Source organism: Burkholderia sp. Ac-20345 (genome assembly GCF_017104825.1).
Classification (GTDB): Bacteria; Pseudomonadota; Gammaproteobacteria; order Burkholderiales; family Burkholderiaceae; genus Burkholderia; species Burkholderia lata_B.
Genome location: NZ_JAAGPO010000044.1, coordinates 24,153 through 39,886, shown reverse-complemented (window position 1 = coordinate 39,886; position 15,734 = coordinate 24,153). Strand labels below are relative to the sequence as shown.

At 60.8% G+C, this 15,734-nt stretch carries 15 protein-coding genes; 6 read left to right on the top strand and 9 right to left on the bottom strand.

Going from position 1 to position 15,734, the window contains the following annotated elements:
* Window positions 1-35: 35 nt before the first annotated feature.
* On the bottom strand, window positions 36-653 hold the full coding sequence (locus tag G3O06_RS17880) for a TetR/AcrR family transcriptional regulator (RefSeq protein WP_205816960.1): 618 nt from the start codon (window positions 651-653) through the stop codon (window positions 36-38).
* An 88-nt stretch (window positions 654-741) separates the two neighbouring features.
* On the opposite strand from G3O06_RS17880, the gene G3O06_RS17875 reads away from it, so the two are divergent.
* The 4 genes from G3O06_RS17875 (at window position 742) to G3O06_RS17860 (ending at window position 4,144) form a co-directional block, all read left to right on the top strand.
* A complete protein-coding gene (locus G3O06_RS17875; protein WP_205816959.1) occupies window positions 742-2,202 on the top strand; it encodes a TolC family protein in 1,461 nt (486 codons plus the stop codon).
* 130 nt (window positions 2,203-2,332) lie between these two features.
* The gene (locus G3O06_RS17870) at window positions 2,333-2,917 is read left to right on the top strand and encodes a TetR/AcrR family transcriptional regulator (protein WP_241020100.1); all 585 of its coding nucleotides are present in this window, start codon (window positions 2,333-2,335) and stop codon (window positions 2,915-2,917) included.
* A 271-nt stretch (window positions 2,918-3,188) separates the two neighbouring features.
* A complete protein-coding gene (locus tag G3O06_RS17865; protein WP_241020103.1) occupies window positions 3,189-3,848 on the top strand; it encodes an AzlC family ABC transporter permease in 660 nt (219 codons plus the stop codon).
* Window positions 3,845-4,144, top strand: coding sequence for an AzlD family protein (locus tag G3O06_RS17860; protein WP_205816957.1), 300 nt, complete (start codon window positions 3,845-3,847; stop codon window positions 4,142-4,144). The genes G3O06_RS17865 and G3O06_RS17860 overlap by 4 nt, the downstream gene beginning before the upstream one ends.
* Before the next feature lie 47 nt (window positions 4,145-4,191).
* Here the strand turns inward: G3O06_RS17860 and G3O06_RS17855 are convergent, their stop codons facing one another.
* The 5 genes from G3O06_RS17855 to G3O06_RS17835 form a co-directional block, all read right to left on the bottom strand.
* Window positions 4,192-5,574, bottom strand: a complete 1,383-nt coding sequence (locus G3O06_RS17855) for an LLM class flavin-dependent oxidoreductase (RefSeq protein ID WP_205816956.1) — start codon at window positions 5,572-5,574, stop codon at window positions 4,192-4,194.
* Between the two features lie 26 nt (window positions 5,575-5,600).
* The gene (locus G3O06_RS17850) at window positions 5,601-6,368 is read right to left on the bottom strand and encodes an ABC transporter permease subunit (RefSeq protein WP_205816955.1); all 768 of its coding nucleotides are present in this window, start codon (window positions 6,366-6,368) and stop codon (window positions 5,601-5,603) included.
* Complete coding sequence (locus tag G3O06_RS17845; protein ID WP_205816954.1) at window positions 6,365-7,099, bottom strand: ABC transporter permease subunit; 735 nt, start codon at window positions 7,097-7,099, stop codon at window positions 6,365-6,367. Before G3O06_RS17845 ends, G3O06_RS17850 begins: the two co-directional genes overlap by 4 nt.
* 4 nt (window positions 7,100-7,103) lie before the next feature.
* The gene (locus G3O06_RS17840) at window positions 7,104-7,907 is read right to left on the bottom strand and encodes a transporter substrate-binding domain-containing protein (protein WP_205816953.1); all 804 of its coding nucleotides are present in this window, start codon (window positions 7,905-7,907) and stop codon (window positions 7,104-7,106) included.
* Window positions 7,908-8,136: 229 nt separating this feature from the next.
* The gene (locus G3O06_RS17835) at window positions 8,137-9,681 is read right to left on the bottom strand and encodes a catalase (protein WP_205816952.1); all 1,545 of its coding nucleotides are present in this window, start codon (window positions 9,679-9,681) and stop codon (window positions 8,137-8,139) included.
* Between the two features lie 622 nt (window positions 9,682-10,303).
* Between G3O06_RS17835 and G3O06_RS17830 the strand changes: the two genes are divergently transcribed.
* Entirely contained in the window at window positions 10,304-11,404 is a 1,101-nt protein-coding gene (locus G3O06_RS17830; RefSeq protein WP_205816951.1) for a Gfo/Idh/MocA family oxidoreductase, read from the top strand.
* Between the two features lie 11 nt (window positions 11,405-11,415).
* Here the strand turns inward: G3O06_RS17830 and G3O06_RS17825 are convergent, their stop codons facing one another.
* A complete protein-coding gene (locus G3O06_RS17825; RefSeq protein WP_241020099.1) occupies window positions 11,416-11,820 on the bottom strand; it encodes a hypothetical protein in 405 nt (134 codons plus the stop codon).
* 367 nt (window positions 11,821-12,187) lie between these two features.
* On the opposite strand from G3O06_RS17825, the gene G3O06_RS17820 reads away from it, so the two are divergent.
* Window positions 12,188-13,282 carry an alkene reductase gene (locus G3O06_RS17820; RefSeq protein ID WP_043187625.1) on the top strand — a complete coding sequence of 365 codons (1,095 nt, stop codon included), beginning with the start codon at window positions 12,188-12,190 and terminating at the stop codon, window positions 13,280-13,282.
* A gap of 600 nt (window positions 13,283-13,882) precedes the next feature.
* On the opposite strand, the gene G3O06_RS17815 is transcribed toward G3O06_RS17820, so the two are convergent.
* Window positions 13,883-14,545, bottom strand: a complete 663-nt coding sequence (locus G3O06_RS17815; RefSeq protein WP_205816950.1) for a DsbA family protein — start codon at window positions 14,543-14,545, stop codon at window positions 13,883-13,885.
* Window positions 14,546-14,585: 40 nt separating this feature from the next.
* The gene (locus G3O06_RS17810; RefSeq protein WP_043187621.1) at window positions 14,586-15,731 is read right to left on the bottom strand and encodes an FAD binding domain-containing protein; all 1,146 of its coding nucleotides are present in this window, start codon (window positions 15,729-15,731) and stop codon (window positions 14,586-14,588) included.
* Between the last annotated feature and the right edge of the window lie 3 nt (window positions 15,732-15,734).

Sequence of the window (15,734 nt, the reverse complement as noted above, 5' to 3'; positions counted from 1 at the left end):
GACCAAATTAGTCAATGGTCACATATTCAATCACATCATGGTGACAGACTGCGGAGCACGAGGCTGGCCAATTGTGCCGGCGCGACGGCGGTGTAATCGAAATTGTGCTGCAGCAGCAGCGGGTTGAGGTAGGGACGCATCACCAGATAGATCGACATCGTGGTTTCGTCGAGCGGAGTCTTGCGCTCGAAGTCGCCGCGCTGCCTTCCCTCCAGGAGGATCTCCTGCAGCAGCGCCCGGACGCGCGCTTCGTAGGCAATGACCGATTGCCAGTTTTCCGTGGCTGCGGATGCGGCGATCTCGTACAGCTTGCGGTCCTGAAAAAACAGGCGAAGGCTCGCTTCGGTGGTGACCTTGAAGACCCGTCGCAACTTCTCCGAGGGCAAATCGGCCTCCCCGACTGCCGACCGCACCTGAGCTTCGATCTGGCTCAGGCAGTTGGCGCAGATCATTTCGCCGATGGCTTGTTTCGACTCGAAGAACTTGTAGATATAGGCCTTCGAAAAACCAATAGCACGGGCCAGGTCGGAGACTGTCGTCTTTTCGTAGCCGTATTGGCTGAAGTGCTCGGTGGCGGCGGCAACGATCTGATCGCGTACGTCGTGGTCGGCCGGGCCGCGCGCCGGGATGGGGGAAATGTCAGCATTTTTCATGGGCTTAAGGTTACCGCCAGTTTCTCTCATGGACAATTGGTGACCATTTGATATTATGGTCACTCTTTGGTTATGCCCGTGAGCACCCATGCCCCGTAAAAATTTCCTCGCAGTGCTGACTGCAGCGAGCGTCCTGACAGGATGCGCGGTCGGTCCCGATTATGTTCAGCCCAAGGTCGCAATGCCTGATCGATTTCAAGGCCAGGCCGAAGTCGAGCAGCGACATGCTAGCGCCTCCTCGGACCTCGCCATCTGGTGGGCCGGCTTTGAGGATCCGCAACTGACTCGGTTCGTGACGCTGGCGCTGGAACAGAACCTCGATCTTGCTCAGGCTATGGCCCGAGTTACGCAGGCACGTGCAGGACTCGGGGCGGCCAACGCTGCGCTGTTGCCGTCGGGCGACGTCAGTGGCCAGGCGGCGCGCGCCTATCAATCGGTTGAAACGCCATTGGGGCGCGTGTTGAATTCGACACCCGGCTTCGATCGCTACGGCAATGACTACGAGGCCAACTTCAACGCAAGCTGGGAACTGGACGTGTTTGGGGGACTGCGTCGAGGACGAGAAGCGGCGCTGGCCGACTATCGGGCGTCGGAAGCGGGGGCAGTGGCGACGCGACTGGCCGTGGCCGCGCAAACGGCCGATATCTACATCAGCATTCGCGGGTTGCAGGCGCGTCTGCGGGTGGCGCACGATCAGGTTCGGACACAACAGGATCTGCTCTCCACCGTCAGACTTCTGTATGGCAAGGGACTGGCAGCCGAACTTCAAGTGAACCAGGCCGAAGGCGCCCTCGCCCAGGTTCAGGCCTCCGTCCCGGTTCTGGAGACCGGCCTAGAGGCGGCGATGAACGCGCTGGATGTCATGTTGGGAGCGCAGCCCGGTACGCATCGTGCCGAACTAGCCGACACTGGCGGCATCCCGGCCACCCCGCGGATCACGGCTACCGGGTCTCCGGGCGAGTTGCTGACACGCAGGCCCGACCTGATCGTGGCCGAGCGCCATCTTGCGGCATCCAACGCGCGCATTGGGGTCGCCATCGCCGAGTACTACCCGAAACTGTCGCTCAGCGGATTAATCGGCAGCGCCACCTCCGTGGCCAGCGGCAACCTATTCTCGAGCGGTGCGAATCAGGCCTCTGGCGTTGTCGGGTTGCGCTGGCGTCTGTTTGATTTCGGTCGCATCAACGCACAGATCCAACAGGCCAAGGGCCAGACAGCAGAAAACCTGGCCGCGTATCGACTTGCCGTGCTTCGTGCGACTGAGGACGTGGAAAATGCGTTCTCTGCGCTCGTGAAGCGTGAGGAGCAGGCGACCGTGCTTGCGTCCGGTGTGAACTCGCTCGGGCGGGCGCGTACCGCGTCGTTTGCCGCCTATCAGAAAGGGGTCATCAGCCTGGTCGAAGTGTTGCAGGCCGACGAGCGCCTACTGCGTGCGTCCGATGAGCGGGTGCAGGCACAAACAGAATCGGCACGCGCGGCTGTCGCCGCGTTCAAGGCGCTAGGTGGCGGTTGGCAGCCTGGTGAACTCGAGGCGGTAGCGAGCAAATAACTAGCGTCGGTGCCTGGCGACTATAACCGAATACCGCTTCGAACCATTGCCGTTTGCCGGGGTGAGTGCTTTGTCGTCTTTACCAAAACGATTGACGCGAGCAGAAAATCGCGCGCGAACGCGGCGGCGCTTGCTTGATGCGGCAGCGCTGCGTATCGTGGAGAAAGGGTTTGCTGCGACAAGTGTGGAGGATATTGTTGCGCAGGCCGGATATACCCGCGGCGCGTTCTACTCGAACTTCAGCAACAAACACGACCTGTTCGTCGAACTGCTGCGGGCGGATCACCAGGACTTAAGGGAAGCTGTCCAAGCGTTGCTCTGTTCCGCGCCGCCAGGCAAAGACTTACACATGCCGCTCGCGTTACTGGTCGAGCGGTATTACCACGACGACGGCAACTACATCATCTGGGCCGAGGCGCGTCTGCTCGCGATGCGCGACGCGAGCTTCCGGCAACACTTGAACGTTCTCTACGTCGAAAGGCGCGAACTCATCGCGCGCTTCATCGAACGGTGCTGTGGGCGTCTTGGCATGCAGTTTTCACGGTCTTATGCAGGCCATGCGCTTGCCTCGATCGCGCTGCTGGACGGCATCCATTACTTCCGTATGACGATCCCTGAAGCGTTGCCGAACGAACCGGCCGGGAAGATTCTGAACAACGTGTTGATGCGGATGCTCGTTGCTGAATGGATGCTCGACATGCCGGGACATCGATGAACTGGGGGCGGTATATCGGGGGCAGGTTTTCGGCGCATACCGCCAAAACAAATTGGCATCCAAGGCTGAAAATATCGCAACATTCAAGTGCGGATGCCAAAATTTCTAAAAATATGGGCACAAACGCAACCCCATGCCGGCGATTTTGGCCGAAAATACCAAATCGTTCACGCAATTGGTATTATCACTGATGGACAGCTTTTCCTCGTGCCGATCGGCCGGTACATCGACACATGACACCGACGACCTCGTGCGCGGCTTGAAAGACGCCATGCCGGTCATGGCCGGATTCGCGGCCTTTGCACTGGTTTTGGGCGCGCAAGCCGCGCAAAAGGGCTTTCTTCCATTCGAAGTGCCGCTGATGACGGGCCTCAACTTCGGTGGCGGCTCGGAGTTCGCTGCCGTTTCACTGTGGACGACTCCGCCGCACGTGCTGCTGATCGTGGCCGTTACGTTGCTCGTCAACAGCAGGCATCTACTCATGGGGGCGGTCCTGGCGCCGTTTCTCCGGCGTCTCCCCAGACGCGAAGTATTACCAGCGCTGTTCTTCATGTGCGACGAGAGTTGGGCGATGGGGTTGGCCGATGCGCGTCAGCGCGCGAAAGCCGGTCTGGCGGACGCGTTCTGCCTGCGCTACTACCTCGGCGTATCTCTGGGCCTCTACGTGACATGGGTGGTGTCGACCGCAGTCGGGGCTGCCCTTGGCCCGACGATCGGCGATGTTGAGGTCTGGGGTTTCCAGATGGCCTTCCCCGCGGTATTTCTCGTGCTGTTGCGAGGGATGTGGAAGGGCTTGCACGCCGCACGGCCGTGGATGGTATCGCTCGCCGTTGCGGCCACGACATACCTGATGCTGCCCGGGGCATGGTACGTCCTCGCGGGCGCCATCTCCGGGTTGGTTGCCGCATGGTTTCTCGGAGAGCAATCATGATCGATCCGATGACCCTTCTGACTATCGTGCTGATGGCCGCCTCGACATACGCAACGCGCGTGGCCGGCTACATGGTCTTTCGCAATCGCAAATTAAGTCCGCGGGCCGTCACGGTGATGGAGGCCGCGCCGGGTTGCGTGATGATCTCCGTGATTGCTCCGCACTTCGTTTCCGGCAAACCGGCCGACCTGATCGCGCTGGCCGTGACGCTGCTCACCGCGACGCGTCTGCCGATGTTGCCGACAGTCGTCATCGGGGTTGCCACTGCGGGGTTGCTGCGGCACGTCATCGGTTGAATGAAGTATCGGCCAACTGCCGGTTGTTCGTTGACACGTCGCCATCGTCAGCGTTCGGCCGCCCCATCCTGCCGGAATGACGCGCCGTAGGCGCTATCGGGCAGTCGATTGCCTCTTCCCAGGCGCGAGCGGAAGGTGCCGGCCGGAGCCGTTGTCCGGTACAGGCCGCGCTTCTTCAATTCCGGCACGATCAGTTCCGCGAAATCGTCCAGCGTGCCTGGGCTGATCAGCGGATTGAGCATGTAGCCACTCGTCGTCGACTGCCGCGCATGCTCGGCGAGTTGGTCGACGACTTCGTCTGGCGAGCCGACGAGTATCAGGTCGGTGCCGCGCGTGACATTCGCGAACTTGCGCCGCACGTCACCTGCGGTCAGCTGCTTGCCGCTACCGTCCGGCCGCACCACGTAGGACGTGAGCCCTTCGGTTTGCGTCGTCAGCGGCTCGTCATCCGCATAGCGGTCAATGTCGATCCCCGTGTCGCCCGCATAGCTGACGAGTTGGGCATGCAGGTGATAGTGCTGCTGCAGCGCGTGGTACTTCTCCTTCGCGTCGGCCGACGAACGCGCAGTCACGATGCGCAGCACCGTGAGTGCCTTCACATCCTCCTCTGAACGGCCATTTTCGACCGCGAGCCGCCGGATCTCATCGAGGCCGGTGCGGATCTCGTGTGGATTCGACTTCGCGACGAACACCACTTCGGCGTGCTTTGCCGCGAATTCGCGCCCACGCCCGGACCAGCCGGCCTGGATCAGCACCGGTGAGCGCTGAGGCGACGGCGCACAGACGTGTGGACCGTGCACGCGATAATGCATGCCTACGTGCTCGATCGGCCGAACACGGTCACCGCGCGCGTAGCGCGGCTCGAGCTTGTCGGCGACCACAGCGTCGTCCGCCCAGCTCCCTTCCCACAGCTTGTACACGACGTCGAGAAACTCCTCCGCACGTGCGTAGCGTTCGTCGTGGCCGATCATCCGGTCGAGCCCGAAATTGCGCGCCGCGCTCGTCAGGTAGGACGTCACGATGTTCCAGCCGATCCGGCCGTTGCTCAGATGGTCGAGCGTGCTGAAGCGCCGCGCGAGCGCGAATGGATGTTCATACGTCGTGCTCGCGGTCACGCCGAATGCGAGCCGCTCGGTCTGGGCGACGAGCGCGGGGATCAGCATCATCGGATCGTTCGCGGGCGACTCCACCGCCCATTGCAGTGCCGCATCGGCCGACCCGCCATAGACGTCATACAGACCGAGCACGTCCGCGAAGAACAGCATGTCCAGATCGGCCTGCTCGGCCTTGCGCGCGAGATCCGACCAGTACGCGAGCGTATTCGCGCGCAGCCGTTCGTCGGCGGGATGGGTCCAGAGGCTCGGCGCACCGCCGCAGCCGACGCTGGCCTGTTCATAAAGGGAAAACAGCAAGGGGCGAGGATCGGACATCGTCGTGTTCAGTGCAAAAGCAGGAATCAGTTGGGTGCCGCCCACGCGCCGGACGATGCGCCGCGGCGCCGTGCGGGCGTGCGATCGTCGGGCTCGCGCGTCAGGTAGCGGTTGAGGTGCTTCTCGAGACGGGCGGCGGGAATCGTCAGCAGCGCGACCAGCACGACATAGACGATCGCCGCGCCGGCCAGCGGCTCATAAACTCGCAAGGTTTCGAAACGAAGCGTATTGGCCGTCCCCATCACGTCGAACACCGTGACGGTCGACGCGAGGACGGTCGATTTCAGCAGCAGGATCGCTTCGCCGGTGAGCGCCGGCAGCGCGAGTCGCCACGCACGCGGACCGACGATCCGGCGCAGTACACCCGCCCGCGTCATTCCGTATGCATAGCCGGCCTCGATTTCGCCGGCCGGCACCCCGGCAATCGCACCGCGCAGGATCGTCGCGACATAGGCGCCCTCGTTCACGCTCAACGCGACGACGGCATACCAGAACGCGTCCCGCAACAGCGGCGACGCCCAGCTGTCGCGCATCCATTCGCGCGGGACGATCTGGCCGAAACCGTAATACAGCAGATAAAGCTGCACCAGCAGCGGTGTACCGCGAATCAGCATGATCCAGCCGCGCGCGGGCCAGCGGTAAGGTGCGTGACGCGAACCCGCCGCAAGCGCGAGCGGAATGCCGATCACCACGCTGGCGATAGCGGACAACAGCAACAACGCGAGGGTCGTTGGCACCGCAGCGAGCAGCTTCGGCATCACCGTGTCGAGCAGGAACGTCAGCGAAAAGCTCATGCAGAGGCGCTCCTGGTGCCACGATTCACGTACCGTTCGAGCATGGCGAAAAGGCCCGTCGATGCGACGCTCAACAACAGGAACAGCGCGGCCGTGACCAGGTAAAAGAAAACGTAATGGCGAGTCGCACCGGCGGCGAGTTGGCTCGCCTTCAGCAGATCCGTGAAAGACCCGAGCACGCTGATGAACGACGCATCCTTGGTCGCGTTCAACCATACGTTACCGACGCCCGGCAGCGCGAGCCGCGCCGCAATCGGAAGCCGGACGCGTGTCAAGGTTTGCCACGGGCTCATGCCGTACGCGTACGCGGCCTCGATCTGCCCCACCGGTACGTTGACGAGCGCCGCGCGGAATATGTCGGTCAGATAGGCGCCCTGGATAAAGCCGAGCGACAATGCGGCCACGACGAATGGATCGAATACAAAGCCGTCGGATACCAGACCGCTACGATGCAGAACGGCCTCGAGCGCGGGTGCGACCGCATAGAAAGCGAGCAGCAGGCACAACAGTTCGGGCAGCGCGCGCACGAGTGTCGTGTAAAGCCGTGCCAGCCACGCGAGCGGCGCGTGCCGCGACAGCTTGCCGAGCGCGCCGGCGATGCCGAGCAGCGTCCCGGCGCAGAACGACGCAGACGCGACGCCGAGCGTCAATGCGAACGCGCCGGCGAAGATGCGGCCGTAGCCGCCGTCGCCGAAGGCAAGCAATGCCAGCAGCGAATCGTCCGCGGCCATCGGCTTAACGACCCTTCTCGATCGTACCCTTCAGGTTCGGATAGCGTGCGGTGATCGCATCCCACGTGCCATCCTGCTGCAGTTGCGCAATCACGGTCGACAACCGGCCGCGCAATGCATCGCCTTGACGCACGCCCGCGCCGATGCCGAGACCCAGCACGGGGTTGTCCGCACAAGTGGCCTTGACCTCGAAATCCTTCCCGTCCCGTGACGACAGGAAGGCCGTAAACAAGCCCTTCGCTTCCTGGACGTAATCGATCCGGCCCGAGACGAGATCCGCGAGCGCGTTGTCGAATTTGTCGAATGCCTTGATTTGCGCGTCACGCTTGAAGCGTGCATCGAGGAATGCCGAGAAATTCGTGCCGGCCTCCACGCCGATCACGCGATCCTTGAAGGTTGCGGGCACCGCGCAATCGATACGACGTCGATCGCTTTTCGCGCCGACGAATACCGTCGGCGATTCATAATAGGCGCGACTGAAGTCGATCGCCTTCTGCCGTTCACCGGTGATCGTCATCGACGACCAGATCACGTCGATCTTGCGGTTTTGCAGCGCCGGGATCAGCCCGTCCCATGCGATGTCGGTGAGTTCACAGCGCACGTTCAGCTTGCCGCACGCGGCGTCGAGCAGGTCGACCTCCCACCCTTTCCACTTGCCGGTTGCATCCTTCGAGAAGAACGGAGGATAGGACTCGGCGTCGATGCCGACCCGCAACGTTGGTTGGGCCGCGTGGGCGGCAGGCACGAGGCCGAGCACGATCAGCGCAGTTGCAGTACGGCACAACCGGAAACGCATCGAACGATTCATTTGGCAGACTTCTGAAATAACGTCGGAATGACCGGCGTCGCAGCCGGCAGGATGCGAGACTGTAATGCCTGCCGAAGCGTGTACCAAATGGTTATTTTTGCGATGAATATCTGTTCGAACGATATGTCGTCGGTGTGTCGCGCGTCGCATCGGACAATGTTTGGATCCGTGGCGACGCGTGCGTCGCCACGAGTCAAACGTTCGTGGCGACGGTATCTATGCCTGGTGCTCAGACCGGGAGTGCGGCCGTAGTGCCGAGAGCGGGATCGTCCTTCCTGGATTCAAGCGCCTTGCTCAGATCGAGTCCGAGCGCCTTGGCCACACCGGCACCGTAGTCGGGATCGCAGGCATTGCAGTTGCGGATATGTCGAAACTTGATGAACTCGAGTGCGTCGCCCATGGCTCGAGCCGTGTTGTCGAAAAGCACCTGCTGCTGGGCCGCCGTCATCAGTTTGAATAGCGCACGCGGTTGACCAAAGTAATCGGCATCGTCGTTGTGGAAGTCCCAGAAATCAGCATCACCTCTGATTGCAAGCGGCGGCTCTTTGTATTCTGGTTGTTGCTGCCACTGGCCGAAGCTGTTGGGTTCGTAATGCTTGAGCCCGCCATAATTGCCGTCGACCCGGATAGCGCCATCGCGATGCCCGCTGCGCACGGGGCATCGCGCGGCGTTGACGGGAATCTGTTGGTAGTTCACGCCGAGGCGGTATCGTTGTGCATCCGGATAGTTGAACAAGCGAGCTTGCAGCATTTTGTCGGGAGACACGCTGATCCCCGGCACCAGGTTGCTTGGCGAGAAGGCAGCCTGCTCGACGTCCGCGTAGAAGTTCTCCGGGTTGCGATTGAGCTCGAACTCCCCGACGGGGATCAACGGGTAGTCAGCGTGCGGCCAGATTTTCGTCAGGTCGAACGGATGATATGCAACCTTTTCCGCGTCGGCCTCCGGCATGACTTGCACATGCATCGTCCACTTCGGGAATTCGCCTCGCTCGATTGATTCGAACAGATCGCGCTGGTGGCTTTCGCGATCCTTCCCGATCAGGGCTTCCGATTCGGCGTCGGTCAGGTTCTTGATCCCTTGCTGGGTCACGAAATGGAATTTGACCCAGAATCGCTCGTTGCTTCGATTGACGAAGCTGTAAGTGTGGCTTCCGAACCCGTGCATGTGGCGATAGCTGGCCGGAATGCCGCGATCGGACATCACGATTGTGATCTGATGGAATGCTTCTGGAAGGAGCGTCCAGAAATCCCAATTGTTGGTGGCGCTGCGCATATTGGTGCGCGGGTCGCGCTTCACCGCCCGATTGAGGTCTTCGAATTTCTTTGGGTCGCGCAGGAAGAACACCGGGGTATTGTTTCCGACCATATCCCAGTTGCCTTCGTCCGTATAAAACTTCAGCGCGAAGCCGCGAATGTCACGTTCGGCGTCTGCACCGCCCCGTTCGGCCGCCACACTCGTGAAGCGGGCAAACATGTCGGTCTTCTTGCCGATTTCGCTGAAAATGCTGGCCCGAGTGTAGCGCGTGATGTCGTGCGTCACGGTGAAGGTCCCGAAGGCGCCAGAGCCCTTGGCGTGCATGCGGCGCTCTGGAATGACTTCGCGCACGAAGTTGGCGAGCTTCTCGTTCAGCCACAGGTCTTGCGCAAGCAACGGGCCGCGCGGGCCTGCGGTCATGCTGTTCTGGTTGTCTACGACAGGCGCACCAAAATCCGTGGTGAGACGGGTTACCGGGCATTGGGCGGACTCACCCTTCTTCTTGCCATTGTCTTCCATGATGCACTCCAATTTGGCGGGGACAGGAATTTCGCGAAATATTCGCGGCACACGATCAGTGAACAGACAGATTTGGATTGGCTTGGGATAGGCAGATGTCTCGTGCGCGCGAGGTCATCATTCGACATGCTGCGGCATCCAATGATCCATGGGGTGCCTGGCAATGATTCCGCGCTGCCACGAGCCGCGGCTGGCCAGTATAGCGTTGCGGTGAGCCTGGCCTCAAATGAATATTTGACGATTTCCGCGGGGGTTCGCAATGATTGCAGCAGGCCCGCGGCTTCATGTCGGTTGCCGTGGCGTCGAGTTCAGCGTGCGGTCCGACGTGATCCGAAGTAGATCGAAGTATCTCGACCAATGATCACCGAGTGGTCGACATTTTCGAACGTCCCGCGTATTTGCCGATAGAAAAACTAAATCAACAAATTCTACTAACAACGAGGCAAATAGAAATCATTTGGCATGCTCCGGGGTGACGGCTACGATGCTTGAATTCATTGCAGATCAAGTCCGACCTCGGTACCAGCTTTCGCGAGGATTATCGGAGAAATTTACTCACTCATTGCGCCGGAAGCGATCCTCGTCGGCGTGAATCGACTACCTGAACGGAGAAGCGTGAACGATGGAAACTGCTGAGGAATCGTGCCGGTGGGGCATTCTGGGCACGGCAAGCATCGCCAAAAAGAACTGGCATTCGATCATCAACGCCGGGAACAGCCGTATCGTTGCGGTTGGCAGCCGATCGGGCGAGAACGCGCAGCGGTTCATCGACGAATGCCAGGCGTCGGTACCGACCGCTTACCCTGTCGAGGCGGTCTCGGGGTATGAGGCGCTGATCGCTCGCAAGGACATCGACGCCCTTTACATTCCGCTGCCGACCACCGTCCGGACCGAATGGGCCGTCACGGCCGCGGCGGCGGGCAAACACATCGTCATCGAGAAACCCTGCGGCATCGATGCAACCGATCTCCAGCGCATTGTCGACGCTGCGGATGCGTCGGGGGTGCAGGTCATGGACGGTGTCATGTTCCAGCATTCTTCGCGACTGCAGAGCATGCGCTCGATACTCGACGACGACACAAGCGTCGGCGACATCCGTCGCATTGCTAGTCACTTCAGCTTCGTCGCGGACGATGCATGGATTCAACGCAACAGTCTCGTGGAACCGGCCGGTTGCCTCGGCGATATCGGCTGGTACAACATCCGTCTCATTCTGTTCGCATTGAACTATGCAATGCCGGTCGAAGTGCGTGGTCGCATTCTGAACGGTGTACAAAGGTCCGATGGCTCGGGCGTAACGCCGATAGAGTTCGAGGGCACGCTGCAATTTGCCGGTGGTGTGACAGCCACGCTGTACAACGCCTTCGACACCAGCCGTCAGCAATGGGCGTACATCAGCGGCTCGAAGGGTTACCTCCACCTGAAGGACTTCGTTCTGCCGCACTATGGAAATGAGGTGTCGTTCACGGTCGGGAACGACAGCTTCGGAGGAAGCGGGTGCTATTTCAATCTGGAGCGACACGAGCGGACGATTGCGCTTCAGGAGTACAGCAACAACCACCCTTCCGCACAGGAGACGGGCCTGTTCCGGACTTTCGCCGATCTGGTGCTCACGGGCAAGCGAGATCGATTCTGGCCCGACGTGGCAATGAAGACGCAACGGATCCTGGATACCTTGCTCGAATCTGCCAACGCCGGGGGCGTACCAATCGTCTTAGCTTGACCTAACCTCCGCTACGCAACCGTGCCGATCAGTTTCAACAATGCAGTATGGTCGACCGCGAGGTCAGCCGAGCGGTCGAAGTGGTACAGATATCTCGTCACGAATGCATCCGTGGATTCGCGGTCCAGCTTGAGCAATTCCCGCGCTCTTGCCACGACCACGGTCGGTGTCAGTTCCAGTTCCCCCTGCTGATCCAGCGCTTCGTCGAGCATGACGATGAGCCGGCTGAGGGGTTCCAGCCACTTCATCGAATCGTCGAAGGCCATCACTTGAAGAAAGTCGCCGGCGGACTGGTGCCCATGGACCTTTTCGTACTCGCGCCGCTCGAGCTCGACCAGCGTTCGGTGCAGATTGAGCAGCGCGGTCCGGATGCGTGCGCAGTGCTCTGTTCGGTGGGAATGCGTTTCAGTATTCATAGCGGTTCGCCTCTTCGGACTGCGGTCATCCATTCGGTGGCGTCCTGTGTGACTTGCTTCGCCGACCGCCAGTATCGGTGCGACGTTCAATCATAAAAGATTGTCGTGACTACAGCATCTGCCGTGGCGATCAACGATCACCGGGACGTCAACGGCGTTGCACCGACCGCAAAGCTTCTTTGCTTGGCGTTGGCCATCTGCCGCCGAGCGTTTGCTGGCGGGCTTCTCGCCAGTTCCACAACCGTCCTGCATCTTTCAGTCAGCGTCTTTGCCCTTTAATTTATCTTTCGATAATTTATACTTTCCAGCAATGCAGATCGATGCAGATTTCCCCTGATACGGTCAAATTTCTTCTCGAGGAGGCCCTATGCCCACGCTTCTTGACCGAATCCAGATCGGTGATCTGGAGCTTGCCAACCGTGTCGTGATGGCACCCATGACGCGCAGCCGTGCCGGTGCGTGCGACGTTCCAACGGAGCTCAACGGCCAGTACTACGTCCAGCGCGCCAGTTCAGGCTTGATCATTTCGGAAGCGACGAACGTGAGCCGGTGGTCCAATGCGTTCGAGCGGGCGCCGGGCATTTACACCGATGCCCAGGTCCAGGGCTGGAAGCAAGTCGTCGACCGGATCCATGAGGCAGGAGGCAAAATATTCCTCCAGCTCTGGCATTCGGGGCGCGTCAGCTCGTTTGCGCTATTGAACGGCGATCAGCCGCTTTCCCCGTCCGGCGTGAACGACGATCTGGAGAGGCTCCAGGTTTGGGCGCAACTGGCCAACGGCGCGTATACGAAGATCCATGCCACGCCGTCCCGCGCAATGACACACGCGGAAGTGCAGCAAGTGATTCAGGAGTTCCGGCGCGGAGCGGAACACGCGTGGGCGGTCGGCTTCGACGGGGTCGAGATCCACGCCGCCAATGGCTACCTGCCCCACCAGTTCCTGTCGCCTACGATCAACCAGCGGGACGACGAATATGGCGGCAGCGTCGACAATCGCGCGCGATTCCTGAAGGAAATCCTCGAGAACGTATCCGAAGTCATGCCGATCGGTCGCGTCGGCGTCCGAATCTCCCCCTTCGCCGATTACAACAACGTTCGCGATCCGGATCCGGCCGCGACATATGCACACGTCGCAGACATGCTCGAGCGTTTCAAGGTCGCGTACACTCACATCGCCGACACGAACGGATGGGCAGGTGCGCCGGACTTGCCCAAGATTCTCGACATCGTCCGTCCACGCTTCTCGGGAACCGTGATTGCCAACGGCGGAATCGGTGTCGATCAAGCTGCACAGTTGGTCGAGGACGGGCTCGTCAATCTTGTCGCGTTCGGACGCCTGTACATTTCCAACCCCGATCTCGTTAGCCGAATCGGCAACAGTACTCCTTTGACCAAGCCGGAGTCGTATGGTTGGTACGGTGGGGACGAGACGGGCTATACGGACTATCCTCCGCACGAGTAAGCCGCGATCGAGCAACATCCCGGCCCGCGATCGAGCATGCTAAAGTGCGCATGCCTCGATGCCAGTGGGTCGGGAGAACTACCTCCGACGGATCTGGCCGTCGCAGAATCACCATCGGGTTGGCATCAACTCGGCCCACAAGCTCTTCCCCACCCCGCTTTCCGATACCTAACGCGACCGGCCCATGAATCCCTGTATGCGTGAGGGTATGGGTGTCTCGGAACGTCCCTGCATCAAAGCATCTGCACACACGTGCTGAGATGTGCTCGCGCGAGTTTTCATCGTACCGAAGAGTTAAACCTGTCAGCCGACAGGGCACGCATCAGCGATGCGGGGCGCACGTCGAAGTCGTCACACGGCGCGCGGCACGGACATGGAATCGGTCGTCATGCTCTGACTGACGATATGGCGACGGGCCACCGGGCCACCTCGAACCAACGTGTCCGTGTGTCGCCAAGCAGGGAGGAACGACGAATACAAAAAAACGCGAGGCTGGGTGCCGTGTATTACGGAACCGAGCCTCGTTGAGTCACTTCTTTGGCACCGCGTCAGGACGCTACGCGTCCGAATGCCGGGCCGGTTGCCCCGGCTCGGTGTGCCTCATGCTTTGTCAGATTGAGCAGCAGCGATCTTGGCCCGGATATCCTCTGTGAATCGCTCCGGCTTCCCATAGTAGCGGCCGAGCGGTAACTTCTCGCTCTTGTCCCCGATCTGGAGCGAGAATGCCGGAAAGCCGCGTGCGTCGAGCGACGCAAGAAGGTTGTTGCTTGCATCAATGTGCGCGTCCAGCGCGTGATTGACTGCGTCGTCGAACGCCTGGGCGAAACTGTCCTTTTCGAATCCGAGCTCCGCGGCCAGGCCCAGGATGACGTCCCGCTCTGCGATCGGCATTCCTTCGACGTAGTACGCGCGCTGCAGGCGCTTGAGCATGTCCAGGCCGCGACTGGACAAGCTCTCGGCCGCCAGCATGGCCGCGGTCGGCATACCGGAGTCGAGCACGACGGAAGGATCTTCCTGGACGTGTTCGACGTACCGCGCGCCAAACTCGACGTGACTGAGCGCGGTGATTCGCTTTTCATGCGGCCGAACGAAGTCGCGCCATTCCGGCGACATCATCTGGCGGCGCGGACCGACCAACATTCCGACGCTATGCGGCTCGACATGGAGTCCGTCGATTTGCTGGGCGGCTGTGAGCATCGGCGACGCGCCGAAGCACCAGCCGCAGTATGGGTCGTACAGATAGTGCAAGGTTGCTTCAGACATCTCTACCTCCGGTTATCGGGATACAAGCGGCGCATCACGGTCAATCGTTGACGCTCATCAGGCGGTTGCCCATGTGCACGCCCCAATCGATCATCCGTTGGCCTGAGTTCAGTTGATCTGCTTCCCAGGATCGCAACGCGGCGTCGATATCGTCCGGGAAAGCGTGCAACGCAGCCTCCAGCGTCAGCGAATTCTCCGCCGCTTTCGCAGTGCTTCCTGCGGTGTGTGGCCGTGGGACAAATGCTGCATCGCCAAGCAGGATCACTCTGCCGAACACCATGCGAGGTACCGCGAGATCGACGATCGACTGAACGAAGATTTCGTCGGTTTGCCGCACCAGTTCCTTGAATGCCGGATTGGCATGCGCTTCAGCGTATTCGCGGATGTAGCGTTCTTTGGCCGGAGCAAGCAAACCCGGCGGAACCGAATGTGCACGTCGCTTGCCGTCGCGGTCGGTCAGGGTCTCGTCGAGTACCGTTCCTTGTTCCGCTTTCAGATACCAAAGCCAGTTAAAGCGCCGCTCGCCCGGTTTCGCGGAACCGTCCTCGCCGGGCACCAGATACTGCAGCATCAGCGATTCCGGGTCTTGCTGGAACACGAACTTCTCTGTCAATGCGGCTGCCGTTTCCGGCGATACGGCGTTTTCCGGAACGAGGCCCCGCCACACGACGTAGCCGGAGTAGGCAAGTTCGACATCGGGCAGAAGAATTGAACGAACCGTGGAATCCGCGCCATCGGCACCAATCAGGAGATCACCCTCCTCGACCCTGCCGTTCAGGAAACGGGCGGTCACATGCCCGTTGTCCTGACTAAACGACACGAGGCGCTGTCCGCGATGGTAGTGCTCGGCCGGAATACCCTTGATGAGATTGCGATAGAGCGTGTTCCAGGACGTTTGCGTTTGCGGCATGAACGTGCGGTGTAGCACCTTGCCGCTGCGGTCGAGATACACGCGGTCACGCGACAGAACGCCAAGCGGCGAGCCGGAGCCCAGTCCTGCGCCGTTGATCGCCTCGACGACCTGCGGTTGTAGCACGATGCCGCCGCCACGGCTGTCGAGTGCGTTTGGCGAGCGTTCGAACACGTCCACGTCCCACCCGGACTTCAGCAAACTGTTTGCGGCGAAAAGGCCCGCCAGCGAACCGCCGATGACGAGCGCGCGAGGTTTCTTCGTATTGACCGGCATGGC

What these genes read in the sequence shown, in the direction of transcription:
- G3O06_RS17825 (WP_241020099.1), bottom strand. Translation starts at nt 11,820, where the DNA reads ATGAATACTGAAACGCATTCCCACCGAACAGAGCACTGCGCACGCATC.
- G3O06_RS17880 (WP_205816960.1), bottom strand. Translation starts at nt 653, where the DNA reads ATGAAAAATGCTGACATTTCCCCCATCCCGGCGCGCGGCCCGGCCGAC.
- G3O06_RS17845 (WP_205816954.1), bottom strand. Translation starts at nt 7,099, where the DNA reads ATGGCCGCGGACGATTCGCTGCTGGCATTGCTTGCCTTCGGCGACGGC.
- G3O06_RS17815 (WP_205816950.1), bottom strand. Translation starts at nt 14,545, where the DNA reads ATGTCTGAAGCAACCTTGCACTATCTGTACGACCCATACTGCGGCTGG.
- G3O06_RS17875 (WP_205816959.1), top strand. Translation starts at nt 742, where the DNA reads ATGCCCCGTAAAAATTTCCTCGCAGTGCTGACTGCAGCGAGCGTCCTG.
- G3O06_RS17830 (WP_205816951.1), top strand. Translation starts at nt 10,304, where the DNA reads ATGGAAACTGCTGAGGAATCGTGCCGGTGGGGCATTCTGGGCACGGCA.
- G3O06_RS17820 (WP_043187625.1), top strand. Translation starts at nt 12,188, where the DNA reads ATGCCCACGCTTCTTGACCGAATCCAGATCGGTGATCTGGAGCTTGCC.
- G3O06_RS17835 (WP_205816952.1), bottom strand. Translation starts at nt 9,681, where the DNA reads ATGGAAGACAATGGCAAGAAGAAGGGTGAGTCCGCCCAATGCCCGGTA.
- G3O06_RS17860 (WP_205816957.1), top strand. Translation starts at nt 3,845, where the DNA reads ATGATCGATCCGATGACCCTTCTGACTATCGTGCTGATGGCCGCCTCG.
- G3O06_RS17850 (WP_205816955.1), bottom strand. Translation starts at nt 6,368, where the DNA reads ATGAGCTTTTCGCTGACGTTCCTGCTCGACACGGTGATGCCGAAGCTG.
- G3O06_RS17865 (WP_241020103.1), top strand. Translation starts at nt 3,189, where the DNA reads ATGCCGGTCATGGCCGGATTCGCGGCCTTTGCACTGGTTTTGGGCGCG.
- G3O06_RS17855 (WP_205816956.1), bottom strand. Translation starts at nt 5,574, where the DNA reads ATGTCCGATCCTCGCCCCTTGCTGTTTTCCCTTTATGAACAGGCCAGC.
- G3O06_RS17840 (WP_205816953.1), bottom strand. Translation starts at nt 7,907, where the DNA reads ATGAATCGTTCGATGCGTTTCCGGTTGTGCCGTACTGCAACTGCGCTG.
- G3O06_RS17810 (WP_043187621.1), bottom strand. Translation starts at nt 15,731, where the DNA reads ATGCCGGTCAATACGAAGAAACCTCGCGCGCTCGTCATCGGCGGTTCG.